The sequence below is a fragment of the Burkholderia sp. KJ006 genome (genome assembly GCF_000262695.1).
In the GTDB taxonomy this organism is placed as follows: domain Bacteria; phylum Pseudomonadota; class Gammaproteobacteria; order Burkholderiales; family Burkholderiaceae; genus Burkholderia; species Burkholderia vietnamiensis.
In genome coordinates this window covers 501,755-527,319 of the sequence record NC_017920.1, presented here as the reverse complement: position 1 = coordinate 527,319, position 25,565 = coordinate 501,755, and the positions used below count along the sequence as shown (strand labels likewise).

The window sequence follows — 25,565 nt, the reverse complement described above, 5'->3', positions numbered from 1 at the left end:
CGATGCGGCACGCGCATGCGCGCCGCCGCCGATCATGACAGCTTCCCGTGACATTGCTTGTACTTCTTGCCGCTGCCGCACGGGCACGGGTCGTTGCGGCCGACCTTCGGCATCTCGCCGCCGGCGCCGCCGTGGGTCATCGCGCTGCCGACCATGTCGGCCGTGGCGGCCGCCGCAACCGCGACGTTCGCCACCGGCGCGCCCGATTCGGCGTAGTCGGCGTGCTGGAACTCGACGTTCTCGAGATGGCCGCCCTGCTCCTCGATCTGCTCGGCGGCTTCCTCGAGCTGCTCCGGCGACTGGATCTGCACGTTCATCACGATGCGCGTGACTTCCTGCTTGATCGCGTCGAGCATCGCGGCGAACAGCTCGAACGCTTCGCGCTTGTATTCCTGCTTCGGGTTCTTCTGCGCATAGCCGCGCAGATGGATGCCCTGGCGCAGGTGATCGAGCGCGGCCAGATGCTCGCGCCACAGGCGGTCGACCGTCTGCAGCATGACCGAACGCTCGAACGCGCTGAACGACTCGCGGCCGACCATCGCGACCTTCGCTTCGTACTGCTCGTCCGCGGCGCTCGTCACGGCCTCGAGAATCTCCTCGGCCGTGATCGACGACGACTCGTTCACCATTTCCTGGATCGCGAGATCGAGCTGCCAGTCGTTGCGCAGCACTTCCTCGAGCTCCGGCACGTCCCACTGTTCCTCGATGCTGCCTGCCGGCACGAACTGGTGCACGACTTCGGTGATCACGCCATGACGCATCGCCGAAATGGTCTCGGTGATGTCGTGCGCTTCGAGCAGCTCGTTACGCTGCTGATAGATCACCTTGCGCTGGTCGTTCGACACGTCGTCGTATTCGAGCAGCTGCTTGCGGATGTCGAAGTTGCGCGCTTCGACCTTGCGCTGCGCGGATTCGATCGAGCGCGTGACGATGCCGGCCTCGATCGCCTCGCCTTCCGGCATCTTCAGGCGATCCATGATCGAGCGCACGCGGTCGCCCGCGAAGATGCGCAGCAGCGGATCGTCGAGCGACAGGTAGAAGCGCGACGAGCCCGGATCGCCCTGGCGGCCCGCACGGCCGCGCAGCTGGTTGTCGATCCGGCGCGATTCGTGGCGCTCGGTGCCGATGATGTGCAGGCCGCCCGCGGCCTTCACCTGCTCGTGCAGCGTTTCCCACTCGTCGTGCAGCTGCTTGATGCGGCGCGCCTTTTCGTCCGGCGGGATCGAATCGTCGGCCTCGAGGAACGCCGCCTGCTTCTCGGCGTTGCCGCCGAGCACGATGTCGGTGCCGCGGCCGGCCATGTTGGTCGCGATCGTGATGCGCTTCGGACGGCCGGCTTCGGCGACGATCGCCGCTTCGCGCTCGTGCTGCTTCGCGTTCAGCACTTCATGCGGCAGCCCGGCCTGCGTCAGCAGGTGCGACAGCAGCTCCGAATTCTCGATCGACGTCGTGCCGACCAGCACCGGCTGGCCGCGCTCGTAGCATTCGCGAATGTCGCGGATCACCGCGTCGTAACGCTCCTTGGCCGTCTTGTAGATCTGGTCCTGCTTGTCGATCCGCTTCGGCGGACGGTTGGTCGGGATCACGACCGTCTCGAGGCCGTAGATCTCGTTGAATTCGTATGCTTCGGTGTCGGCGGTGCCGGTCATGCCCGCGAGCTTCGCGTACATCCGGAAGTAGTTCTGGAACGTGATCGACGCGAGCGTCTGGTTCTCGCTCTGGATCTTCACGTGCTCCTTCGCCTCGACCGCCTGGTGCAGGCCGTCGGACCAGCGGCGGCCGGCCATCAGGCGGCCGGTGAATTCGTCGACGATCACCACTTCGCCGTTCTGCACGACGTAATGCTGATCCTTGTGGAACAGCGTATGGGCGCGCAGCGCCGCGTACACGTGGTGCATCAGCGTGATGTTCTGCGGCGCGTACAGGCTCTCGCCTTCACCGATCAGGCCCCACTCGGCGAGCAGGCGCTCGGCCTTCTCGTGACCCGATTCGGTCAGGAACACCTGGCGCGACTTCTCGTCGAGCGTGTAGTCGCCCGGCTTCTCGACGCCCGTGCCGTCGGCCTTCTCCTCGCCGATCTGGCGTTCGAGCAGCGGCGGCAGCGCGTTCATCCGCACGTACAGTTCGGTGTGGTCTTCCGCCTGGCCCGAGATGATCAGCGGGGTACGCGCCTCGTCGATCAGGATCGAGTCGACTTCGTCGACGACTGCAAAGTTCAGCGCCCGCTGCACGCGCGCATCGGTCTCGTAGACCATGTTGTCGCGCAGGTAGTCGAAGCCGAACTCGTTGTTCGTGCCGTACGTGATGTCGGCCGCGTAGGCCTGCTGCTTCTGGTCGTGCTCCATGCCGGACAGGTTGATGCCGACCGACAGACCGAGGAAGTTGTAGAGGCGCGCCATCCATTCGGCGTCGCGCTGCGCGAGGTAATCGTTGACGGTCACCACGTGCACGCCGCGGCCTGCCAGCGCGTTCAGGTACACCGGCAGCGTCGCGACGAGCGTCTTGCCTTCGCCAGTGCGCATTTCGGCGATCTTGCCGTAGTGGAGCACCATGCCGCCGATCAGCTGCACGTCGAAGTGGCGCATCTTGAGCACGCGGCGGCTCGCCTCGCGGCACACCGCGAACGCCTCGGGCAGCAGCTTGTCGAGCGACTCGCCGGCCGCGATCCGCTGACGGAACTCGTCCGTCTTGCCGCGCAACTGGTCGTCCGTCAGCTTTTCGATCTGCGGTTCGAGCGCATTGATCGCCGCGACGGTCTTTTGGTATTGCTTGACGAGCCGTTGGTTGCGGCTGCCAAAAATTTTCTGGAGAAAACCGGTTGTCATCGGATCGGATCCTGCGTCGCAGCACCGGCGCCCGGCACGCGTTGCGCGCCCTCGACGCCCGAGCCTCGGCGGCTTAGCGAATTAGTGGAATCAAACGAGGAATTTTAGCACGCGGGAAAGCACGCGCCGGTGTCGGCGCGGCACGCGCGCCGCGCGCGGCAACGGTTCCGGCGAGCCGCCGCGCGCGGCCGAAAGCCGCCCGTGCGTGCGCCGGCGCGGGTACAATCGGCGTCAACCTCCGCGCGCGTGCGCGCCCGAAGAATGCCTCGATGAACCGATTTTCCAAGCGTTTCGGCTCGCTCTCCACGTATCGCCCGCAACCCGTGTCCGAAGTGCTCAACCGCACCGACGCGTTCGCGGCGCTGCGTGCCGGCGTCGAACAGGTCGCGTCGCTGCAGCGCGACCTCACCGCGCTGCTGCCCGACTATCTCGCCAGTCATGTCGAACCGGGCTCGATCAAGGACGGTACGCTGACCCTTTTTGCCGCGCACAATGCGCTCGCCGCGCGGCTGCGTCAGGTCGAGCGCCGGCTGCTCGCCGATCTGCAAAAGCGCGGCTGGCCGGTGGACGCGCTGCGGGTGCGCGTGCGGCCGAAGGATGCGCCGGAACCGCCGCACGTGAAGCAGGCGCGGATGACGTCGGTCGGCGTGGCGGCGCTGCGCGAGCTCGCCGACCATCTCGAACCGTCGCCGCTGCAGGCGGCGCTCGCGCGGATGGCCGCGCGCCACGGCCCGAAATCGCCGCGTTGAAGCGCGCCGCCGCGGCACGCGCGATAAAAAAGCGACCCGAAGGTCGCTTTTTTATCGCGCGTGCCTGCCGCCGATCACGCGAAGGCCGTCTGCGTATCGAACGCGAACCCCTTCGGTGCGGATTGCGGATCGTCGAACGTGACGATCTCGTAGGCGTCTTCGTGCGCGAGCAGTTCGCGCAGCAGCGCGTTGTTCAGCCCGTGGCCCGACTTGTAAGCCGTGTACGACGCCAGCAGCGGATGGCCGACCACGTACAGGTCGCCGATCGCGTCGAGCATCTTGTGCTTCACGAACTCGTCGTCGTAGCGCAAGCCGTCGTTGTTGAGGATCCGGTATTCGTCGAGCACGATCGCGTTGTCCATGCTGCCGCCGCGTGCGAGGCCCAGCTCGCGCATCATCTCGACCTCGTGCGCGAAACCGAACGTGCGCGCACGCGCGATCTCGCGCACGTACGACGTATTCGCGAAATCGACCTCAAGTTCCTGGCCGGTCTTGTCCACGGCCGGGTGACGGAAGTCGATCGTGAACTTCAGCTTGAAGCCGAAAAACGGGTCGAGGCGCGCGAACTTGTCGCCGTCGCGGATTTCGACCGGCTTCGTCACCTTGATGAAGCGCTTCGGCGCGTTCTGCTCCTCGATGCCGGCCGACTGGATCAGGAACACGAAGGACGCGGCGCTGCCGTCCATGATCGGAATTTCCTCGGCCGTCACGTCGACATAGAGATTGTCGATGCCCAGGCCCGCACACGCGGACATCAGGTGCTCGACGGTCGACACGCGCGCACCGTCCTTCTGCAGCACCGACGCGAGCCGCGTATCGCCGATCGACATCGCGGAGGCCGGGATGTCGACGGGCGTCGGCAAATCGACGCGCGAGAACACGATCCCCGTGCCCGGCGCGGCCGGGCGGAGCGTCAGTTCGACCTTGCGGCCCGAGTGCAGACCGATACCCACGGTCTTCACGATCGATTTGATGGTGCGCTGCTTCAGCATGGTGTTCTTCTGCTTGATTGAGAATATCAATCAGGAGTTATATTCGATAGGTGAGATTATAGCGTAATTCCCTATTCGACGCTGGTTGAAACTGCGTATCAATCTGTTTCGACTGTTTACCCGCGCGAATACGGGACGGGCCGATGCCCGGAACGGAGGCGTTTCCGGTCATCGGCCCGTGTTACAACTGGCCTGGCGGTGCTGCTCGGCGTTGCCTCACGGCAACGGTGCACGCCCGATCAGGACCTCAGTGTCGCGAGCACACTCGCTGCATCGCTCACTTCGAATTTGCCCGGCGCTTCGACGGCCAGCGTCTTGACCACACCGTCGTCGACCACCATCGCGTAGCGCAGGGAACGGATTCCCATGCCACGCGCGGACAAATCCTGCGTCAGCCCCAGCGCATGAGTGAAAGCAGCGCTGCCGTCCGCGATCATGCGCACCTTGCCCGCGGTGTGCAGATCACGTCCCCATGCGCCCATCACGAATGCGTCGTTGACGGACACGCACCAGAGCTCGTCGATGCCTGCCGCGCGCAACTGCTCGGCATGCTCGACGTAGCCCGGCACATGCTGCGCCGAACAGGTCGGCGTGAAAGCACCCGGCAATCCGAAGATCACCACGCGCTTTCCCGCCACCTGCTCGCGCACGCTGACGGCGTTCGGCCCCAGCGTGCAGCCTTCGCGCGCGTCGTCGACGTATTCGAACAATTGCGCGTCGGGCAGCGCTTCGCCCACTTGAATCATGGCTGGTCCCTCATAGCGATACGGTTTTGCGGCGTGTTGCGGACAGCGCGGCCCATCCCGCTTCGCTCACGCGAAGAGGGCACGTCTCCCGGCCCGGCGTCGCTTCGACGCGGCCTGTCGTGGTCCGTGGCATCCGTCACGCCGGCGTTACCGCGGCAGCTCGCCGCGGCTTCGCCTCAGTGTGCCGTCAGTCGGCCTGCTTGCGCAGGAAAGCCGGGATGTCGTAGGTGTCGACACCCTTTTCCTGCAGCGCCTGCACGTGCGATGCCGCGGTTTCGCGCGAATTGCGCCACACCGCCGGCGTATCGAGCGCGCCGTAGTCGGCCGTGCTGACGTGCTGCGGCTGCGCATAGCCGTGCGACACCGCGCTGACCGGCTGGTTGTCGGTGCCGGTGCGCAGCAGCGTCATCGGCGCCGATTGCTGCTTCTTCGCCGCACGGCCGAGGCCCGTTGCGACGACCGTCACGCGCAGCGCATCGCCCATCGCGTCGTCGTACACCGCACCGAAGATCACCGTCGCGTCTTCCGCCGCGTAGCTCTTGATCGTGTTCATCACTTCGCGCGTTTCCGACAGGCGCAGCGAGCGGCTCGACGTGATGTTGACCAGCACGCCGCGCGCGCCCGACAGATCGACGCCTTCGAGCAGCGGGCTCGCCACGGCCTGTTCCGCCGCGAGGCGCGCGCGATCGACGCCGGCGACCGTCGCCGTGCCCATCATCGCCTTGCCCTGCTCGCCCATCACCGTCTTCACGTCTTCGAAGTCGACGTTCACGAGGCCGTCGACGTTGATGATTTCGGCGATGCCTGCGACCGCGTTGTTCAACACGTCGTCCGCGCACTGGAAGCACTTGTCCATCTCGGCGTCATCGCCCATCACGTCGAACAGCTTGTCGTTCAGGACGACGATCAGCGAGTCGACGTGATCCTCCAGTTGCTGCGAGCCTGCTTCTGCGACGCGCATGCGCTTGCCGCCTTCGAATTCGAACGGCTTGCTGACGACGCCGACCGTCAGGATGCCCATCTCCTTCGCGATCTGCGCGACGACCGGCGCCGCGCCCGTGCCCGTGCCACCGCCCATGCCGGCCGTGATGAACACCATGTGCGCGCCGCGCAGTGCGTCGGCGATGCGCTCGCGCGCCTCTTCGGCCGCCGCCTTGCCCATCTCCGGCTTCGCGCCGGCGCCGAGGCCGGTGTTGCCGAGCTGGATCACGGACGGTGCGCGTGCACGCGACAGCGCCTGTGCGTCGGTGTTCATCACGATGAAGTCGACGCCCTGCACGCCCCGGTTGATCATGTGCTGAACGGCATTGCCGCCAGCGCCGCCAACGCCGACCACCTTGATGATGGTGCCGTTGGTTTCGGTTTCCAGCATTTCGAATTCCATTGTTGCCTCCGTCAAGAAAATAAGACTACGCGGCCGTTATTCGGCAGGAGATCGGGCAACCCCCTGTCGCGCGCCGGCCGCCGGCACCGGCGCGAATTTCGATTCGGTTGGTCAGAAGTTGCTCAGGAACCACTCCTTCATCCGCGAGAAGATCTGCCCCGCGTTGCCGGACTGCACGGCGACCTTGCGGCCGCGCATGCGCTGCGCACTGCCTTCGACCAGCAGGCCCATCGCCGTCGAGTAGCGCGGGTTGCGCACCACGTCGGCGAGGCCGCCTGCGTATTCCGGCGCGCCGATGCGCACCGGTTTCAGGAAAATGTCTTCGCCGAGCTCGACCATGCCGGGCATCATCGACGCGCCGCCGGTAATGACCACGCCGGAGCTCAGCAGTTCTTCGTAGCCCGACTCGCGCACGACCTGCTGCACGAGCGAGAACAGTTCTTCGACGCGCGGCTCGATCACCGCCGCGAGCGCCTGGCGCGACAGCGTGCGCGGCCCGCGTTCGCCGAGGCCCGGCACTTCGACCATCTCGTCCGGATCGGCGAGCGCCTGCTTCGCGATCCCGTAGCCGACCTTGATGTCTTCCGCGTCCGGCGTCGGCGTGCGCAGCGCCATCGCGATGTCGCTCGTGATCTGGTCGCCGGCGATCGGAATCACCGCGGTATGGCGGATCGCACCTTCCGCGAAGATCGCGATGTCGGTCGTGCCGCCGCCGATGTCGACCAGCACCACGCCGAGATCCTTCTCGTCCTCGGTGAGCACGGCGAGCGACGACGCGAGCGGCTGCAGGATCAGGTCGTTCACTTCGAGCCCGCAACGGCGCACGCACTTGACGATGTTCTGCGCGGCGCTGACCGCGCCCGTCACGATGTGCACCTTCACTTCGAGGCGGATGCCGCTCATCCCGATCGGCTCGCGCACGTCTTCCTGGCCGTCGATGATGAATTCCTGCGTGAGGATGTGCAGCACCTGCTGGTCGGTCGGGATGTTGATCGCCTTCGCGGTCTCGATCACGCGCGCGACGTCCGTCTGCGTGACTTCCTTGTCCTTGATCGCGACCATCCCGCTCGAGTTGAAGCTGCGGATGTGGCTGCCCGCGATCCCCGTGAACACGTTGGTGATCTTGCAGTCGGCCATCAGCTCGGCTTCCTCGAGCGCGCGCTGGATCGACTGCACGGTGGCCTCGATGTTGACCACCACGCCCTTCTTCAGACCTTTCGATTCGCTCTGGCCGAGGCCGATCACCTCGTAATGGCCCTCGCCCTTCAGCTCGGCGACGATGGCCACCACCTTCGACGTGCCGATGTCGAGGGAAACCAGCAGATCCTTGTAGTCTTTGCTCATAAAGTGCTCTTGCGTGTGATCTCTCGTTACTGCTTGCGCTTGTCGGTATCGGTCAGGAACCGCATGCCTGCCGCACGTATCGCGAACCCGTTCGGATAACGCAGGTCCGCGTACTCGATGTCGTTGCCCCAGCGCTGCGTGACGGCCGGCCACGCGGCGACGAGGCGCTGGCTGCGGTCGTGCAGGGTTTCGCTGGTGCGCTCCTTGCCCAGCTCGACCTGCATGCCGTTCGACAGCTTCACCGTCCACGCGTAACGCGCCGACAGCGTCACTTCTTCAGGCGCCGCCTTCAGCGGCGCAAACCAGTTCATGAAGTCGCGATAGCGCGCGACGACTTCCCTTGCACTGCCCTCCGGACCGTCGAACGCGGGCAGCTCCTGATCCAGCTCGCCCTGGTTCGCGGTGAACAGCTCGCCGTCGACGCTGACGAGCTGCGCGCTGCCCCACGTTCCGAGCGGTTTGTACTCCTCGAGCGTGACAGCCAGCGCATTCGGCCACACGCGGCGCACGCTCGCGTGGCGCACCCACGGCATCTGCTCGAACGCGGCGCGCGCCGTGTCGAGATCGACCGTGAAGAAGTTGCCCTTCAGCCGGCCGACCACCCCCGCGCGCACCGTCGGCGAGTTGATGTGTTCGGTGTCGCCGTCGATCCGGATCTCGCGCAGCGCGAACGTCGGACGCTGGATCAGCCAGTAGCAGCCGGCCGCCGCCAACACGAGCAGCAGCAGCGCGTACAGCGCGCTGGCGGCAAGGTTGAGTTGGCGAACGTTGTTCCACATACGTCGTTCCGTTCCTGCGTCAATCGTTGAGCGTAAGCGACAGCACCTTCACGACCAGCTCCGAATAGCTGATGCCGATCGAGCGTGCAGCCTTCGGCGGCAGCGAATGATCGGTCATGCCGGGCGCCGTGTTCACTTCGAGGAAATACGCGTTGCCGGCCGCGTCCAGCATGAAGTCCGCGCGGCCCCAGTCGGTGCAGCCGAGCACGTCGAACGCGCGCCGCGCGATGCGCTTCAGCTCCGCTTCCTGCGCCGCCGGCAGGCCGCACGGGATCAGGTACTGCGTATCGTCGGCGACGTACTTCGCGTGATAGTCGTAGAACTCGCCGGCCGGCACGATCTTGATCAGCGGCAGGTCGAGATCGCCGGCGATGCACGCGGTGTACTCGCCGCCGCCTTCGATGCTCTTCTCCACAATCACGATCTTGTCGTGCGTCGCGGCTTCCGACAGTGCGGCGGGCAACGCGTCGGCCGTCTTCACCTTCAGCACGGCGACGCTCGAGCCTTCGCTCGCCGGCTTCACGAACAGCGGCAGGCCGAGCTTCGCGACGATCTCCGTCGCGCGCGCCGCGTAGTCGTCGCCGCGCAGCACCGTTTCGAACGGCGGCGTCGGCACGCCCGTCTGCTGCCACACGAGCTTGGTGCGGAACTTGTCGAGGCCGAGCGCCGAGCCGAGCACGCCGCTGCCCGTGTAGCGGATCCCGTAGAAGTCGAGCGCGCCCTGGATCTGGCCGTTCTCGCCGTAGCCGCCGTGCAGCGCGTTGAACGCGCGCACGAAGCCTTCGTCCTTCAGCGCCGACAGCGGCCGCTCGGCCGGGTCGAACAGATGCGCGTCGATGCCTGCGTCGCGCAGGCCCTGCAGCACGAGACGGCCCGAGGTGAGCGACACCTCGCGTTCGGCCGACTCGCCGCCGAACAACACCGCCACCTTGCCGAAACGTTTCGGATCGATCCCGCTCATGTCATCCCTTCTGTTGCGTGTTCTGCACGATCTTCGCCGGCACGCCGCCGATCGAACCCGCGCCCATCGTGATCACCACGTCGCCGTTGCGCGCGACCTTGGCCAGAGCGTCCGGCACGTCGTCGACCGTCGCGACGAACACCGGGTCCACCTTCCCTACCGTGCGCAGCGCACGCGACAGCGCGTCGCCGTTGGCCGTCGCGATCGCCGCCTCGCCCGCCGCATAGACTTCCGTCAGCACCAGCGCGTCGACCGTCGACAGCACGTTGACGAAATCGTCGAAGCAGTCGCGCGTGCGCGTGTAGCGGTGCGGCTGGAACGCCAGCACGAGGCGGCGGCCCGGGAACGCGCCGCGCGCGGCCGCGATCGTCGCCGCCATCTCGACCGGGTGGTGGCCGTAGTCGTCGATCAGCGTGTACTGGCCGCCGTCCGCGCTCGGCACCTCGCCGTAGCGCTGGAAGCGCCGGCCGACGCCGTTGAATTCCGCCAGCGCGAGCTGGATCGCGTCGTCCGACACGCCGAGATCGGTCGCGATCGCGATCGCCGCGAGCGCGTTCTGCACGTTGTGCAGGCCCGGCAGGTTCAGCACCACCGCGAGCGGCGAGCGGCCTTCGCGGATCACCGTGAAGTGCATGCGGCCGTCGCGCGCGTCGATGTTCTCCGCGCGCACCTGCGCGTCGGCCGACAGCCCGTAGCGCACGACCGGCTTCGAGATGAACGGGATGATCTGGCGCACGTTCGGATCGTCGACGCACACGACGGCGCTGCCGTAGAACGGCAGGCGCTGCGTGAATTCGATGAACGCCTGCTTGAGCCGCGCGAAATCGTGGCCGTAGGTGTCCATGTGATCGGCGTCGATGTTCGTGATGACTTCGATCACCGGATACAGGTTCAGGAACGACGCGTCCGACTCGTCGGCCTCCGCGACGATGAAGTCGCCGGTGCCGAGCCGCGCGTTCGCGCCGGCGCTGATCAGCCGGCCGCCGATCACGAAGGTCGGATCGAGGCCGCCGGCCGCGAGCACGCTCGCGACGAGGCTCGTCGTGGTGGTCTTGCCGTGCGTGCCGGCGATCGCGATGCCCTGCTTCAGGCGCATCAGCTCCGCGAGCATCACCGCGCGCTGCACGATCGGCACGCGCTGGTGGCGCGCGGCCAGCACTTCCGGGTTGTCCGAGCGCACGGCCGTCGACACGACGACCGCGTTCGCACCTTCGATGTTCGCCGCGTCGTGCCCGATCGCGATGCGCGCGCCGAGCGCCGCGAGGCGATCGGTCACCGCATTGCGCGACAGGTCCGAGCCGCTTACCTCGTAGCCGAGATTGACGAGCACTTCGGCGATGCCGCTCATGCCCGCGCCGCCGATCCCGACGAAATGAATATGTTTGACGATGTGTTTCATTGCAATTGTTCCAGGTTCGCGCCGGCCACCTTCGCGCAGACGCGCGCAACTTCATCGGTGGCCTCGGGCTTTGCCAGCGAGCGCGAACGCTCGGCCATCGCCGCGAGCGACGCCCGCGACTGGCCACGCAGCCAGTCGGCGAGCAGTTGCGCCGACAGGTCGCGCTGTTGCACCAGCACCGCCGCGCCCGCATCGGCGAGAAACGCGGCGTTGGTCGTCTGGTGATCGTCGACCGCGTACGGGAACGGCACGAACAGCGCGGCCACGCCCACCGCCGCGATCTCCGACACCGTCATCGCGCCGGAGCGGCAGATCACGAGATCGGCCGCCGCGTACGCGCTCGCCATGTCGTCGATGAACGGCACGAGCCGCACGTCGTCGCCGCCCGCAAAGCCGGCCGCTTCGTAGTTCGCCTTCAGCGCATCGATGTGCTTCGCGCCCGCCTGATGGACGATGCGCGGACGCTCGCCCGGCGCGAGCAGCGCCAGCGCGCGCGGCACGACTTCGTTCAGCGCGGCGGCGCCGAGACTGCCGCCGACCACGAGCACGTGCAACGGGCCGCTGCGCGATGCATAGCGTGCTTTGGGTGCTTCCGTGCGCGCAAGTTCCGCGCGGATCGGGTTGCCGGTCCATTCGGCGTGCGGCAGTGCGTCGGGGAACGCGACCAGCACGCGCTTCGCGAACTTGGCGAGCACCTTGTTCGCGAGGCCGGCGATCGAATTCTGTTCGTGCAGCACGAGCGGCCGGCCCGACAGCGCGGTCATCACGCCCGCCGGAAACGTGATGTAACCGCCCATCCCGAGCACGACGTCCGGCCGCACGCGGCGCAGCGCGCCGAGGCTTTGCCAGCACGCGCGCAGCAGGTTGAACGGCAGCGTCAGCTTGGTCTTCAGCCCCTTGCCGCGCAGCCCGCCGAAGCGCACGTATTCCATCGGAATGCCGTGCTTCGGCACGAGCGTCGCTTCCATCCCGGCCGGATTGCCGAGCCATACGACGCGCCAGCCCGCCGCTTCCATCCGGTGCGCGACCGCGAGCCCCGGGAACACGTGGCCCCCGGTGCCGCCTGCCATCACCATCAGCGTGCGTCGCGACGCGGTCATACCTTTCCTCCGCGCATCAGCAAGCATGAACGAACGTTTTGGCTACGGCCGCTGCGCTTAACTTCGCACGCTTCGCGCACGAAGTTAGCCTTCGCCGGCCTTCGCCGAAATCGCGTACTGACGCAGGGAGGTCATACCTTCCCTCCCCGCATCAGTACGAATGAACGAGGGTTTTGGCTACGGCCGCTGCGCTTAACTTCGCACGCTTCGCGCACGAAGTTAGCCTTCGCCGGCCTTCGCCGAAATCGCGTACTGACGCAGGGAGGTCATACCTTCCCTCCCCGCATCAGTACGCGATTTTCATAATCGACCCGCAGCAGCACCGCCAGCGAGACACAGTTCAGCAGAATGCCCGAGCCGCCGTAGCTGACGAGCGGCAGCGTGAGGCCCTTGGTCGGCAGCAGGCCGAGGTTCACGCCCATGTTGATGAAGGTCTGCGCGCCGAACCAGATGCCGATGCCCTTAGCCATCAGGCCCGCGAACGTGCGGTCGAGCGCAAGCGCCTGACGGCCGATCTCGAACGCGCGGCGCACGATCCAGTAGAACAGCAGGATCACCACCAGCACGCCGACGAAGCCGAGCTCCTCGCCGATCACCGCGAGGATGAAGTCGGTATGCGCTTCGGGCAGGTAGTTGAGCTTCTCGACGCTGCCGCCGAGGCCGACGCCGAACCACTCGCCGCGGCCGAACGCGATCAGCGAGTGCGTGAGTTGGTAGGCCTTGCCCTGCGCGTAGCGTTCGTCCCACGGATCGAGATACGCGAAGATCCGCTCGCGACGCCACGGCGACAGCCACACGAGCATCGTGAACGTGCCGATCGCGGTCGCGACCAGCCCGCCGAACAGCTTGCCGTTCACGCCGCCGAGGAACAGCACGCCCATCGCGATCGCCGCGACCACCATGAACGCGCCCATGTCCGGCTCGAGCAGCAGCAGCGCGCCGACCAGGCCAACCGCGAACGCCATCGGCAAGAAGCCCTTCGCGAAGCTCTGCATGTACTCCTGCTTGCGCACCGTGTAGTTCGCCGCATAGATCGTCACCGCGAGCTTCATGATTTCCGACGGCTGCATGTTCGTGATGCCGAGCGGAATCCAGCGGCGCGCGCCGTTCACGCCCTTGCCGACGTGCGGGATCAGAACGATTACGAGACCCACCAGTGCGATCAGGAAAAGATGCGGCGCATATTTGTCCCAGGTCGACACGGGGACGCGGAACGCGACCACCGCCGCGACGAACGCGACGACGAGCGACACGCAATGGCGCATCAGGAACGCGTAATCGTGATACGACGCGTATTTCGGCGAGTCGGGCATCGCGATCGATGCCGAATAGACCATCACGACGCCAAGCCCGAGCAGCGCGATCGCGACCCACAGCAGCGAGTAGTCGAAGTCGAGCATCCGCGAGCGGCTCGGCCGCACGCCGTTGACGACGCTCGCGAGGCCGCCCGTCGCGGCGCGCGTGGCCGAGGCGGCGCGTCCGCCCGCGGCATTGCCGCCGGTGTCGCGCCGATCGTTGAAGCGGGAGACGAGGCGATCGGACCAGCTCATGGCGTCGCTCCTTTGTCGATGGCGATTTCATCCACCGCCGCGCGGAACACGTCCGCGCGATGGGCGTAGTTGCGGAACATGTCGAGGCTCGCGCAGGCAGGCGACAGCAGCACCGCATCGCCCGGCTCGGCGAGCTCGGCGGCCGCACGCACCGCGCCTTCGAGCGTCGCGTGGTCGGCGAGCGGCACGCCGGTGTCGGCGAGCGTCGCGCGCAGCGCCGGCGCGTCGCGGCCGATCAGCATCACCGCACGGCACCAGCGCGCGACCGGCGCGACGAGCGGCGCGAAGTCCTGGCCCTTGCCGTCGCCGCCGGCAATCAGCACGATCTTCTGCGCGAGGCCGTCGAGCGCGGCTACCGTCGCACCGACGTTCGTGCCCTTGCTGTCGTCGACGTAATCGACGTCGTCGATCGTCGCGATCACCTCGACGCGATGCGCTTCGCCGCGGTATTCGCGCAGCGCATGCAGCAGCGGCGCGGCCGGCAGGTCGATCGCACGCGCGAGCGCGAACGCGGCCAGCGCGTTCGCCGCGTTGTGCAGCCCGCGGATGCGCAATGCGTCGACCGGCATCAGCCGCTTGTGCGCGATATCGGGCGTATGCGCGCCGTCGCGCTTGCGGCGGCGGGTCGTCGTCGTTTCGTCCGGCGCGTCGCGGTCGATCGCTTCGACGAGCCACGCGATACCGTTGTCGCGCGACAGCCCGTAGTCGCCGTCCCGCGTCGGCTCGCCGAGGCCGAACGTCACCGTGCGCGCCGCATCGGCGGCGCCCGCGGCCGGCGCGAACTTCATCACGGCCGCGTCGTCGCGGTTCAGCACGCGCGTGGTCGTCGCGCCGAAGATGCGGCCCTTCGCCGCCGCATAGGCGTCGAAGCTGCCGTGCCAGTCGAGATGGTCCTGCGTGATGTTCAGAATCGCGGCCGCGTCGGGCGCGAACGTACGCGCGGTCTCGAGCTGGAAGCTCGACAGTTCGAGCACCCAGACGTCGGGCAGCGCCGTCTCGTCGATCGCGCTCGCGAGCCGGTCGAGCATCGCCGGGCTGATGTTGCCGGCGACGGCGACCTTCTTGCCCGCGCGCTGGCACAGCAAGCCGGTGAGGCTCGTCGTCGTGGTCTTGCCGTTGGTGCCGGTGATCGCCAGCACCTTCGGCTGGTAGCCGCTCGTGCCGAGCGCGCGCAGCGCCTGCGCGAAGAATTCCAGTTCGCCCCACACCGCGATCGCGCGTTCGCTCGCGGCCGCGAGCAGCGCGGCGAGCGCCGGCTCGAGCGGCGACAGGCCGGGGCTCAGCCCGACGATGTCGATGCCGCCGTCGAGCAGCGCAGGCGTGAACGGGCCGCCGACGAATTCGGCGTCGATGCCTTCGGCCTGCAGCGCGGCAAGGTTCGGCGGCGCCTCGCGGGTATCGGCAATCCGCAGCCGGCACCCGTGCCTCGCGCACCACCGCGCGATCGCGAGGCCCGATTCCCCAAGCCCCAGCACGAGCACCATCGGCCTTTGCCGATCTCCAAACATCTCGCCAGACATCCTTGTTACCTTTCCTTTACCGCAGCTTGAGGGTGGACAGACCGAACAGGCACAGCATCAGCGTGATGATCCAGAAACGCACCACCACCTGCGTTTCCTTCCAGCCGGACAATTCGAAATGGTGATGCAGCGGCGCCATCTTCAGCAGGCGGCGCCCTTCGCCGTAACGTTTCTTCGTGTACTTGAACCACGACACCTGCAGCATCACCGACAACGTTTCCGCGACGAAGATGCCGCCCATGATGAACAGCACGATTTCCTGGCGCACGATCACCGCGACGGTGCCGAGCGCGCCGCCGAGCGCGAGCGCGCCGACGTCGCCCATGAACACCTGCGCGGGGTGCGTGTTGTACCAGAGGAACGCCAGCCCGGCTCCGCCCATCGCCGAGCAGAAGATCAGCAATTCGCCCGCGCCCGGAATATGCGGGAACAGCAGGTACTTCGAATAGACCGAGCTGCCCATCACGTACGCGAACACGCCGAGCGACGCGCCGACCAGCACGACCGGCATGATCACGAGGCCGTCGAGGCCGTCGGTCAGGTTCACCGCATTGCTCGCGCCGACGATCACGAAATAGGTCAGCACGATGAAGCCCCACACGCCGAGCGGGTAGCTGATCGACTTCAGGAACGGCAGCATCAGGTCGGCCCGCGCGGGCAGCCCCATCGACAGCCCGCTCCTCACCCACGCCATGAACAGGTCGAGCACGCGCACGTTGTTCGCCTCGGACACGCTGAACGCCAGGTAGACGGCCGCGAACAGGCCGATCACCGACTGCCAGAAATACTTCTCGCGCGACGACATCCCGCGCGGGTCCTTGTGGACCACCTTGCGGTAATCGTCGACCCAGCCGATCACGCCGAAGCCGAACGTGACGAGCATCACGATCCAGATGAAACGGTTCGTCAGGTCGCCCCACAGCAGCGTCGCGACCGCGATGCCGATCAGAATCAGCACGCCGCCCATCGTCGGCGTGCCGGACTTGACGAGATGACTCTGCGGGCCGTCCTTGCGCACGGCCTGCCCGACCTTCATTTGCGTCAGCTTGCGGATCACCCACGGTCCGCACACGAGCCCGATGCCGAGCGCGGTGATGGTAGCCATCACCGCACGGAACGTCAGGTACGTGAACAAGCGCAAAAAGCTTGCGTCTCCTTGCAGCCATTGCGCCAGCGCCAGCAGCATGCTTCCTTCCTTCTACTCAGTGAGCGGCGGGCACCGTGCCCGCCGCGGGTTGGTTCGTCAGCGCGTCGACCACGCGCTCCATCTTCATGTACCGCGAGCCCTTGACCAGCACCGTCGCGTGCGCGCCGTAGCCGGCCGCGAGCAAGGCGGTCAGCAGCGCGCCGACGTCGCCGAAATGGCGGGCCGTGCCGCCGTACGCCGCGCATGCGTCGCGCGACGCATCGCCGAGCGCGAACAGCGCGTCGATGCCGCGCTCGCGCGCATAAGCGCCGATCTCGCGGTGAAAGGCCGGGCCTTCGTCGCCGACTTCGCCCATGTCGCCGATCACCAGCACGCGCGGCGCCGCCTGTGCGGCCAGCACGTCGATCGCCGCGCGCATCGAGTCGGGGTTCGCGTTGTAGGTGTCGTCGACGACCGTCGCGCCCGCGAGGCTGCCGACGTCCGCACGCCGCACCTGCAAGCGGCCCTTGACCGGCTCGAACGCTTCGAGCCCGCGCCCGATCGCGGCCAGCTCGACGCCGGCCGCGAGCGCCGCGGCCGCGGCCGCCAGCGCGTTGCGCGCGTTGTGCTCGCCGAGCGCGCGCAGCCGTACGGTCAGCGCGCCGGACGGCGTGTCGATCGCGAGCTCGCCGCCTTGCAAGCGGCCGGTGACTTGGGCGTCGACCTGCCGCTGCGCGTCGTGCAGCGCGAAATCGAGAATCCGGTTGCCGGTCGCCGCGACGCGCCAGATGCCCGCGTACGCATCGTCGGCCGGGAACACGGCGACACCGTCCGGCGCGAGCGCGTGGATCACCGCCGCGTGTTCGAGCGCGACCGCCTCGACCGTCGCCATGAACTCCTGGTGCTCGCGCTGCGCGTTGTTGACGAGCGCGACGGTCGGCGCGGCGAGGCGCGCGAGCACGTCGGTCTCGCCCGGATGGTTCATGCCGAGCTCGATCACCGCGAGGCGGTGCGCGGCCGACAGCCGCAGCAGCGTCAGCGGTACGCCGATGTCGTTGTTCAGGTTGCCGGCCGTCGCGAGCCGTGCGTCGGCGCCGACCGCTGCCGCGAAGATCGACGCGATCATTTCCTTGACGGTCGTCTTGCCGTTGCTGCCCGTCACGGCGACGAGCGGCAGCGCGAAGCGCTTGCGCCAGCCATGCGCGAGCGCGCCGAGCGCGGCGCGCGTCTCGCCGCCTTCGACGACCGGCATCGCGAGGCCCGCCGGCACGTGCGCGACCAGCGCCGCGGCTGCGCCGCGCGCGGCCACGTCGCCGAGGAAGTCGTGCGCGTCGAAGCGCTCACCCTTCAGCGCGACGAACAGGTCGCCGGGGCCGGCCGTACGGCTGTCGGTCGATACGCGCTCGAACGTCGTGGCCGGATCGCCGTGAACGACGGCGCCGGGAATCAGGCGCGCGGCTTCGCCGAGACTGAGCATCGTCATTCGCCGCCTCCCTTGCCGTGGGTCGCGCGCGCCGCCAGCGCGAGCCGCGCGTGATCCTGATCCGAGAACGTGCGCTTCTTGCCCATGATTTCCTGCGTCGCTTCGTGGCCCTTGCCGGCCAGCAGCACGACGTCTTCGCGCGCGGCGCCGCGCACGGCCTGCAGGATCGCGCTCGCGCGATCCTCGATACGGCGTGCGCGATCGGGCGCCGTCATGCCGGCGACGATCTGGTCGATGATGCGCTGTGGATCTTCGCTGCGCGGGTTGTCGCTCGTGACGACGACTTCGTCGGCGAGCCGCTCGGCGATCGCGCCCATCAGCGGGCGCTTCGTCGCGTCGCGGTCGCCGCCGCAGCCGAACATGCAGACGAGCCGGCCGCCGCGCGCCGCCGCGATCGGGCGCAGGGCTTCGAGCGTCTTGTCGAGCGCGTCCGGCGTGTGCGCATAGTCGATCACCACCAGCGGCTCGTCGTTCTGCGGCCGACCGCCGAGCCGCTGCATGCGGCCGTTGACGGACTCGAGCCGCGCGATCTCGGCAACCGCCGCGTCGAACGGCACGTCGGCCGCGAGCAGCGAGCCGAGCACCGCGAGCAGGTTGCTGACGTTGAACGTGCCGAGCGTGCCGACCTCGACGTCGGCCTCGCCCCACGACGAGCGCAGCCGGAACGCGGTGCCCGCGGCAGTCGCGCGCACGTCGGTCGCGACCAGCTCGCGGTCGGCGCCGGCCGACGGCGCGTCGCCGATGCCGTACGCGATCGTGCGCACGCGTCCGGCCAGCTTCTCGAGCAGCCGGCGGCCCGCCGCGTCGTCGCGATTGACGACCGCCGCGCGCAGCCCGCGCCACGCGAACAGCTTCGCCTTCGCCGCCTCGTACGCGTCGAACGTGCGGTGATAGTCGAGATGATCCTGCGTGAGATTCGTGAACACCGCGATGTCGAACGCGGTGCCGTTCACGCGGCCTTGATGCAGCGCGTGCGACGACACTTCCATCGCGACGGCCTTCGCGCCCGCATCGCGCAGGCGCGCGAGGCTGCGCTGCAACTGCGGCGCGTCGGGCGTCGTGAAGCCGGTCGGCACGAGCTGGCCCGGCATGCCGCTGCCGAGCGTGCCGATCAGCGCGCAGGGCTGGTGCAGCGCCGTCAGCGCGGCGGCGATCCATTGCGTGCACGACGTCTTGCCGTTCGTGCCGGTCACGCCGATCGCGAGCAGAGCGTCGCTCGGATCGCCGTACCAGCCGCTCGCGATTTCGCCGGCGAGCTGGTCGAGGCCAGGCACCGCGAACGCGACCGGAACGGCCGGCGCGGCAGCGAGGCCTTCCGGTTGATACAGCACGGCGGCCGCGCCGCGGGCCACCGCATCGGCAATGAACGCGCGATTGTCGGCCCCGTCGACCGCATAGCCGAGAAACACGTCGCCGGCCTGCAGGCTGCGCGTGTCGGCATGCAGCTGCGCCGCGGGGGCCACATGCTGGCGCAGCCACGCAAGCGCGGCTGCGATCTGCTGATGCGCCGGATGAGAACTGCGAGCGGCGCTCATCGAACAACTCCTGGTGAATTACGTGTAGTGCTGGAAACGATCATATGCTTCGCGTGGCCGCTGCCGGCGAGCTTTTGCGGCCCCGACGCGGCGGGCGCCGCCGGCGCGGCGTCGCCCGATACGACGAGCTGCTTGATCGGCATGTTCGGCGGCACGTTCAGCGCGCGCATCGTATCACCCGCGATCGCCGAAAATACGGGGCCCGAGACCTGCCCGCCGAAGTGGCTGCCCGCGGTCGGCTCGTCCACGGACACCGCGACCACGATGCGCGGATTCGGCATCGGCGCCATCCCGACGAACGACGCGCGGTACTTGCGCGTGTAGCCATGACCTTCGTGCTTGTAGGCGGTACCGCTCTTGCCGCCGACGCGATAGCCGGGCACCGCGGCGTCCGGCGACGTGCCGCCCGGCGCAACGACGGTCTCGAGCATCGCGCGCACTTCGCGCGCGGTGGTCGGCGTGAATACCTGCGTGCCCGTGATCTGCTGATTGGGGTCGGTCTTGAAAATGGTCACCGGCATCAGTTCGCCGTCGTGCGCGATCGCGGTGTACGCGCGCGCCAGCTGGAACAGCGATACCGACAGCCCGTAGCCGTAAGACATCGTCGCCTGCTCGATGCGGCGCCAGCTCTTCCACGGACGCAGCCGGCCGGCCGCGGCGCCGGGGAAGCCGACCTTCGGCGCCTGGCCGAGGCCGATGCTCGTATACATGTTCCACATTTCCTCGGGCCGCATCGTCATCGCGATCTTGGTCGCGCCGATGTTGCTCGACTTCTGGATCACACCGCCGACCGTCAGCGTGCCGAAGCCCGCATCGTCGGTGATCGGCGCGCCGTCGAGCACGAAGTGCCCGTTGCCCGTCTCGACGAGCGTGTTCGGCGTCACGCGATGCAGGTCGAGCGCGAGCGACACGGTGAACGGCTTCATGATCGAGCCCGGCTCGAACACGTCGGTCAGGATCCGGTTGCGCAGCTGCTCGCCGGTCAGGCGCGTGCGGTCGTTCGGGTTGTAGGTCGGATAGTTGACCAGCGCGAGCACTTCGCCGGTGCGCACGTCGACGACCATCGCCGCGCCGGCCTTGGCCTTGAACTTCTCGACGGCGGCCTTCAGGTTCGCGTACGCGATGTACTGGATCTTGCTGTCGATCGACAGGTCGACGTCGGTGCCGTTGTGCGGCGGAATCTGTTCGGCGACGTCCTCGACGATGTGCCCCATCCGGTCCTTGATCACGCGACGCACGCCGGACGTGCCGGACAGCGACTTCTGGTCGCCGAGCTCGACGCCCTCCTGCCCTTCGTCCTCGACGTTCGTGAAGCCGATCAGATGGGCGGTGATCTCGCCTTCCGGATAGAAGCGCTTGTACTCGTTGCGCTGATAGATGCCCGGGATGTCGAGCGCGGCGACCTTGTCGGCGACGTCGAGCGGCACCTGACGCTTCACGTAGACGAAGCCCTTGTCTTCCGACAGCTTGATGCGCAGCTCCTTCGGCGTCATGCCGAGCAGCTTGCCGAGCTGGTTGATCTTGGCGGCGTCGAGGTCGTCCGGCACGGCGTCGGGAATGGCCCAGATCGCGCGCACGGGCAGGCTCGTCGCGAGCACGAGCCCGTTGCGGTCGAGGATCTTGCCGCGCGTGGCCGGCAGCTCGATCGTGCGCTGATAGCGGCTCTCGCCCTGCTTCTGGTAGAACGCGTTGCCGGGGCCCTGGATCCAGAACGCGCGCGCGGTCAGCGCGACGAACGCCATGAACAGCAGGAACACGACGAGCTTCGAGCGCCACATCGGCAGGTGCACGCCGAGCACGGGGCTCGACGAGAATTTCACGTCCTGGCGCTTGTGCGACGGCTTCATCGTGCGCCCCCGCGGCCCTTCGCGCCGGCATCGGCCGACGCGGGAATCGGTGCGTCGATCGCCTTCGCGGCGCCCGACGGCAGCGTCAGGTACTGCGTGCGGCCGGTCGTGATCGGCTGCATCTTCAGCGTATCGTTCGCGAGCTGCTCGATGCGGGAGGTCTTCGACAGCGCGCTCTGCTGATATTGAAGCTGCGCGTAATCCTGCTGGAGCTGACGCTCCTGCGACTGCGCGCGCTGCAGCTGGATGAAGATCTGGCGCTGCTGGTTCGTCGAATTGACGACCGACAACGCGCAACCCATCACGATGATCAGCAGGAAGATGTTGAAGCGGCTCATGGCGTGACGCGCTCCGCGATGCGCATCACGGCCGACCGGGCGCGCGGATTCGCGGCGACTTCCGCTTCGCTCGGAAACTGACGGCTGACGATCTTCAGAGGCGGGCTCGGGAGGTCGACGGCGCGAATCGGCAGGCGACGGTCGACCGCAGGCGCACTCGCGTGCGCCTGCATGAATCGCTTGACGATTCGATCCTCGAGTGAATGAAAGCTGATGACCACCAGCCGCCCCCCTTGCTCCAGCAACGACAATGCCGCGTCTAGTACGACTTGCAGGTCCGCAAGCTCTTGATTGACGTGAATCCGTATAGCCTGAAAGGTGCGGGTTGCCGGATCCTTGCCCTTCTCACGGGTTTTGACGACGTGACCCACGATTTGGGCAAGCTCGCCCGTGGTGTCGAGAGGCCCAAGACGGTCGGACTCTGCCCGGCGAGCAACAAGCGCCTTTGCAATCTGAAAAGCAAACCGTTCTTCCCCATAATCTCGTATCACCTCCGTCAATTCCTGCACCGAAGCCCGCGCGAGCCACTCGGCCGCCGACTCGCCGCGCGTCGGATCCATTCGCATGTCCAGCGGGCCATCGGCGCGGAAGCTGAAGCCGCGCGCCGGATCGTCCACCTGCGGCGAGGACACGCCCAGGTCCAGCAACACCCCCGACACCTTCTCGACACCGCGCGCCGCCAGCGCGTCGCGCATCGATGCAAAGCTGTCGTGCACGATCGAGAAGCGCGCATCCTCGATGCGCTGCGCCGTCTCGATCGCCCTCGGATCCTTGTCGAACGCGATCAGCCGCCCGCCCGGCGCGAGCCGTGCGAGCACCGCGCGGCTGTGGCCGCCGCGCCCGAACGTGCCGTCGACGTAAATGCCGTCCGGTCGCGTCACGAGCGAATCGACCGCTTCGTCCAGCAATACGGTCCGATGCTGCAATTCGTTTCCCATCGCGGGCGTCTCCGTCACCGCAATCAGAACGTGAAATTCTTCAGCGCGTCGGGCATGCCCTGCGCCACCGCTGCCTGCTCCTTCGCGATGTAGGTCTGCGAATCCCACAGCTCGAAGTGACTACCCATTCCCAACAACATGACTTCCTTTTCCAGTCCGGCTGCCATTCGCAGCTCGGGCGATACGAGAATCCGGCCCGCGCTGTCGAGATCGACGTCCATCGCGTTGCCGAGAAAAATACGGCGCCACCAATGGGCGTCCATCGGCAGCGCGGCGATCTTGGCGCGAAACACTTCCCATTCCGGGCGCGGAAACAGCAACAGGCAGCCGTCCGGGTGCTTGGTCACAGTCACCCGTCCTTCTGCCTGTCCTTGCAGCGCTTCGCGATAGCGGGCCGGCACCGACATCCGGCCTTTCGCATCGAGCGTCAGCGCCGACGCCCCTTGGAACACGTTCCGCTCTCCCGTTCAGGGCACCGAAGCACCCGCCCAACGCTCAAGAATTTAGCCCGAATGGCCCGCCAAATCACACAAAAATACACTTTCTCACACTGTCTCCCACTTTAGAGGAAGGGTTTGGCACGGTCAAGGGAGCGGCCCGCTTTTTTGACGAATTTTGTTATTCAGAACAAGGACTTACGCGCGGTTTCTCATGCGGCCCTGCAAACTAAAAATCGTTATAAATGAATGGGCTAGTGCAACTTGTGAAGGTGATACGTGAGAAAGGCGGGCCAGACTGGCGTGCGGGCGGGGCTTTCAGGGGCGGGAAAACGCGGAAAAAGCGGGCGGTATCGTCGGCGGTGAACCGGAGCCGCGTCGTGCGCGGCCCCGGCCCGAAGATCACAGATAGTACGCAGTGCTGGTCATGACTTTCGAGGCGGCGCGCATCAGCATCCGAGCAGGCAGCGGCAATTCCACTCCGCCGGCATCGGTCGCTGCCTTGCCGTGCTTCACCTCGTCGATGCGCATCTGATCGACGATCGCGCGCGACGCGGTGTCCGCGGCCGGAAGCTCGGACAGGTGGCCTTCGAGGTGATTCTCCACCTGGCGCTCGGTCTCGGCCATGAAGCCCAGGCTGACCTTGTCGCCGAGCGTGCCGGCAGCCACGCCGATCGCCAGCGCACCCGCATACCAGAGCGGATTCAACAGGCTCGGGCGCGAGTCGAGCTCCTTCAGGCGGTGCGCGGTCCATGCGAGATGGTCCTCTTCCTCGCGCGCGGCTTCCTCGAACATCGCCTTCGCGGAGGCGGTGCGCGCGGTGAACTTCTGCGCCTGATAGAGCGCCTGCGCACAAACCTCGCCGACGTGGTTCACACGCATCAGCCCGGCGGCGTGCGTGCGCTCCGCGGGCGTCAGTTCGGCAGCCGGCGGCTGCGCGGGCACCGGCACCGGCCGGCTCATCCGGCTAATGCCGGTCAGCGACCTGAGGCCACGGTCGAATTCGCTGATCAGTTCGTCCAACACCATCCTGTTCTCCTGTCTGCGTGTGCTGCCGCGGGCGGCAAAAGGCACGTGCTCCGCTGCGTAACCGACTTGATTATTCAGCGGAAATTGCGGTTAACCCGTGATTTTAACCATTGTTGCATAAAGGAAACATGGCGACCTTGAGCCACGGCATTTCGCTTTGTCGGAAAAAGTGGCTTTGCTACATTACGAGCGACTTCTTGCGAAGTTGAAGGGGCTCGTCGACACAACATAACTATCCGCCCCGCCAAAAAAATTCAGTGATTCTTGGAGATCCGTTAATGAAAAAGTCGCTTCTCGCGCTCGTCGCGCTGGGCGCGTTCGCTGGCGCAGCCCATGCGCAAAGCAGCGTGACCCTTTACGGCATCATCGATGAAGGCTTCATCTTCAACAACAACGCGAAGGGCGGCCATCTGTACGGTCTGGCCAGCGGCGTGATGCAAGGCAGCCGCTTCGGCCTGCGCGGCACCGAAGATCTGGGCGGCGGCCTGAAGGCGATCTTCGTGCTCGAAAATGGTTTCGACGTGAACTCCGGCAAGCTCGGTCAAGGCGGCCTGATGTTCGGTCGTCAGGCTTACGTCGGCCTGTCGAGCCAGTACGGCACGGTCACGCTGGGTCGCCAGTACGACTCCGTCGTCGACTTCGTCGGCCCGCTCGAGGCAGGTGACCAATGGGGCGGCTACATCGCCGCTCACCCGGGCGACCTCGACAACTTCAACAACGCTTACCGTGTGAACAACGCGGTCAAGTACACGAGCGCAAACTACGGCGGCTTCACGTTCGGCGGCTTGTACAGCTTCGGCGGCCAAGCCGGCCAGTTCTCGAAGAATCAGGTCTGGTCGCTCGGCGCGGGCTACAACAACGGCCCGCTGGTCCTGGGCGTCGGCTACCTGAACGCACGTACGCCGGCGAACTACGGCGGCATCTTCAACACCGGCTCGTCCGATCCGGCGGCAAGCGGCAAGCCGGTCGTCTCCTCGCCGGTTTACGGCACGTACGCGAACAGCGCGAACACGTACCAGGTCATCGGCGCGGGCGGTGCATACACGTTCGGCGCGGCAACGATCGGCGCGACGTACTCGAACACGAAGTTCAAGGGCTTCTCGGCCGGTCAATACACGAACCAGACCGCGACGTTCAACAACGGCGAACTCAACTTCAAGTACCAGTTGACCCCGGCGTTGATCCTCGGCGCCGCGTACGACTACACGCAAGGCAGCAAGATCGACGGCAACTCGGCGGCCAAGTATCACCAGGGCTCGCTGGGCGTCGACTACTTCCTGTCGAAGCGCACCGACGTCTACGTGATCGGCGTGTATCAACACGCGTCGGGCAACGTGCTCGATTCGAAGGGCAACGTCGTTCAGGCAACCGCCGCGATCAACGGCCTCGACGCGTCGAGCACCAGCAACCAGGTCGCAGCCCGCGTCGGCATCCGTCACAAGTTCTAATCAGCTTGCCTGACAAGCCGCAGTGTCTTGAAGGC

21 protein-coding genes are annotated in these 25,565 nt (G+C 66.9%); 2 read left to right on the top strand and 19 right to left on the bottom strand.

The window, feature by feature from the left end; translation table 11 throughout:
- Nucleotides 1-32: 32 nt before the first annotated feature.
- Nucleotides 33-2,825: a preprotein translocase subunit SecA gene (gene secA / locus MYA_RS02390; protein WP_014722396.1), complete on the bottom strand. Its 2,793-nt coding sequence runs from the start codon at nt 2,823-2,825 to the stop codon at nt 33-35.
- Nucleotides 2,826-3,094: 269 nt separating this feature from the next.
- Here secA and MYA_RS02385 point away from each other — a divergent pair, with 269 nt between their 5' ends.
- Nucleotides 3,095-3,574 (top strand): DUF721 domain-containing protein, encoded by a 480-nt coding sequence (locus MYA_RS02385; protein WP_011883184.1) that lies wholly within the window; start codon nt 3,095-3,097, stop codon nt 3,572-3,574.
- Between the two features lie 74 nt (nt 3,575-3,648).
- Here MYA_RS02385 and lpxC read toward each other — a convergent pair whose 3' ends face one another.
- The 18 genes from lpxC to coq7 form a co-directional block, all read right to left on the bottom strand.
- On the bottom strand, nt 3,649-4,566 hold the full coding sequence (gene lpxC / locus MYA_RS02380) for a UDP-3-O-acyl-N-acetylglucosamine deacetylase (RefSeq protein WP_011883183.1): 918 nt from the start codon (nt 4,564-4,566) through the stop codon (nt 3,649-3,651).
- Nucleotides 4,567-4,805: 239 nt separating this feature from the next.
- Entirely contained in the window at nt 4,806-5,312 is a 507-nt protein-coding gene (locus MYA_RS02375) for a peroxiredoxin (RefSeq protein ID WP_014722392.1), read from the bottom strand.
- A gap of 187 nt (nt 5,313-5,499) precedes the next feature.
- Nucleotides 5,500-6,696, bottom strand: a complete 1,197-nt coding sequence (ftsZ, locus tag MYA_RS02370; protein ID WP_011883181.1) for a cell division protein FtsZ — start codon at nt 6,694-6,696, stop codon at nt 5,500-5,502.
- Between the two features lie 111 nt (nt 6,697-6,807).
- Nucleotides 6,808-8,040 carry a cell division protein FtsA gene (gene ftsA, locus MYA_RS02365; protein WP_006752447.1) on the bottom strand — a complete coding sequence of 411 codons (1,233 nt, stop codon included), beginning with the start codon at nt 8,038-8,040 and terminating at the stop codon, nt 6,808-6,810.
- A 26-nt stretch (nt 8,041-8,066) separates the two neighbouring features.
- Entirely contained in the window at nt 8,067-8,819 is a 753-nt protein-coding gene (locus MYA_RS02360) for a cell division protein FtsQ/DivIB (protein WP_011883180.1), read from the bottom strand.
- Nucleotides 8,820-8,838: 19 nt separating this feature from the next.
- Nucleotides 8,839-9,780, bottom strand: a complete 942-nt coding sequence (locus tag MYA_RS02355; RefSeq protein WP_011883179.1) for a D-alanine--D-alanine ligase — start codon at nt 9,778-9,780, stop codon at nt 8,839-8,841.
- Nucleotide 9,781: 1 nt separating this feature from the next.
- Entirely contained in the window at nt 9,782-11,179 is a 1,398-nt protein-coding gene (gene murC, locus MYA_RS02350; RefSeq protein WP_011883178.1) for a UDP-N-acetylmuramate--L-alanine ligase, read from the bottom strand.
- The gene (gene murG / locus MYA_RS02345; protein ID WP_011883177.1) at nt 11,176-12,279 is read right to left on the bottom strand and encodes an undecaprenyldiphospho-muramoylpentapeptide beta-N-acetylglucosaminyltransferase; all 1,104 of its coding nucleotides are present in this window, start codon (nt 12,277-12,279) and stop codon (nt 11,176-11,178) included. The genes murC and murG overlap by 4 nt, the downstream gene beginning before the upstream one ends.
- Nucleotides 12,280-12,545: 266 nt before the next feature.
- A complete protein-coding gene (ftsW, locus tag MYA_RS02340; protein ID WP_014722391.1) occupies nt 12,546-13,829 on the bottom strand; it encodes a putative lipid II flippase FtsW in 1,284 nt (427 codons plus the stop codon).
- Nucleotides 13,826-15,337, bottom strand: a complete 1,512-nt coding sequence (murD, locus tag MYA_RS02335) for a UDP-N-acetylmuramoyl-L-alanine--D-glutamate ligase (RefSeq protein ID WP_011883175.1) — start codon at nt 15,335-15,337, stop codon at nt 13,826-13,828. Before murD ends, ftsW begins: the two co-directional genes overlap by 4 nt.
- Nucleotides 15,338-15,365: 28 nt before the next feature.
- Nucleotides 15,366-16,535 carry a phospho-N-acetylmuramoyl-pentapeptide-transferase gene (gene mraY, locus MYA_RS02330; RefSeq protein WP_011883174.1) on the bottom strand — a complete coding sequence of 390 codons (1,170 nt, stop codon included), beginning with the start codon at nt 16,533-16,535 and terminating at the stop codon, nt 15,366-15,368.
- A gap of 16 nt (nt 16,536-16,551) precedes the next feature.
- On the bottom strand, nt 16,552-17,958 hold the full coding sequence (locus tag MYA_RS02325) for a UDP-N-acetylmuramoyl-tripeptide--D-alanyl-D-alanine ligase (protein WP_014722390.1): 1,407 nt from the start codon (nt 17,956-17,958) through the stop codon (nt 16,552-16,554).
- Complete coding sequence (locus MYA_RS02320) at nt 17,955-19,493, bottom strand: UDP-N-acetylmuramoyl-L-alanyl-D-glutamate--2,6-diaminopimelate ligase (protein ID WP_014722389.1); 1,539 nt, start codon at nt 19,491-19,493, stop codon at nt 17,955-17,957. The genes MYA_RS02325 and MYA_RS02320 overlap by 4 nt, the downstream gene beginning before the upstream one ends.
- The gene (locus MYA_RS02315) at nt 19,490-21,340 is read right to left on the bottom strand and encodes a peptidoglycan D,D-transpeptidase FtsI family protein (protein WP_011883171.1); all 1,851 of its coding nucleotides are present in this window, start codon (nt 21,338-21,340) and stop codon (nt 19,490-19,492) included. The genes MYA_RS02320 and MYA_RS02315 overlap by 4 nt, the downstream gene beginning before the upstream one ends.
- On the bottom strand, nt 21,337-21,678 hold the full coding sequence (ftsL, locus tag MYA_RS02310) for a cell division protein FtsL (protein ID WP_014722388.1): 342 nt from the start codon (nt 21,676-21,678) through the stop codon (nt 21,337-21,339). Before ftsL ends, MYA_RS02315 begins: the two co-directional genes overlap by 4 nt.
- Nucleotides 21,675-22,616 (bottom strand): 16S rRNA (cytosine(1402)-N(4))-methyltransferase RsmH, encoded by a 942-nt coding sequence (gene rsmH / locus MYA_RS02305; RefSeq protein WP_014722387.1) that lies wholly within the window; start codon nt 22,614-22,616, stop codon nt 21,675-21,677. The genes ftsL and rsmH overlap by 4 nt, the downstream gene beginning before the upstream one ends.
- Before the next feature lie 23 nt (nt 22,617-22,639).
- A complete protein-coding gene (mraZ, locus tag MYA_RS02300; RefSeq protein ID WP_014722386.1) occupies nt 22,640-23,068 on the bottom strand; it encodes a division/cell wall cluster transcriptional repressor MraZ in 429 nt (142 codons plus the stop codon).
- A gap of 387 nt (nt 23,069-23,455) precedes the next feature.
- Nucleotides 23,456-24,082 (bottom strand): 2-polyprenyl-3-methyl-6-methoxy-1,4-benzoquinone monooxygenase, encoded by a 627-nt coding sequence (gene coq7, locus MYA_RS02295; RefSeq protein WP_014722385.1) that lies wholly within the window; start codon nt 24,080-24,082, stop codon nt 23,456-23,458.
- 278 nt (nt 24,083-24,360) lie between these two features.
- Here coq7 and MYA_RS02290 point away from each other — a divergent pair, with 278 nt between their 5' ends.
- Nucleotides 24,361-25,530: a porin gene (locus tag MYA_RS02290; protein ID WP_011883167.1), complete on the top strand. Its 1,170-nt coding sequence runs from the start codon at nt 24,361-24,363 to the stop codon at nt 25,528-25,530.
- The last annotated feature ends 35 nt before the right edge of the window (nt 25,531-25,565 follow it).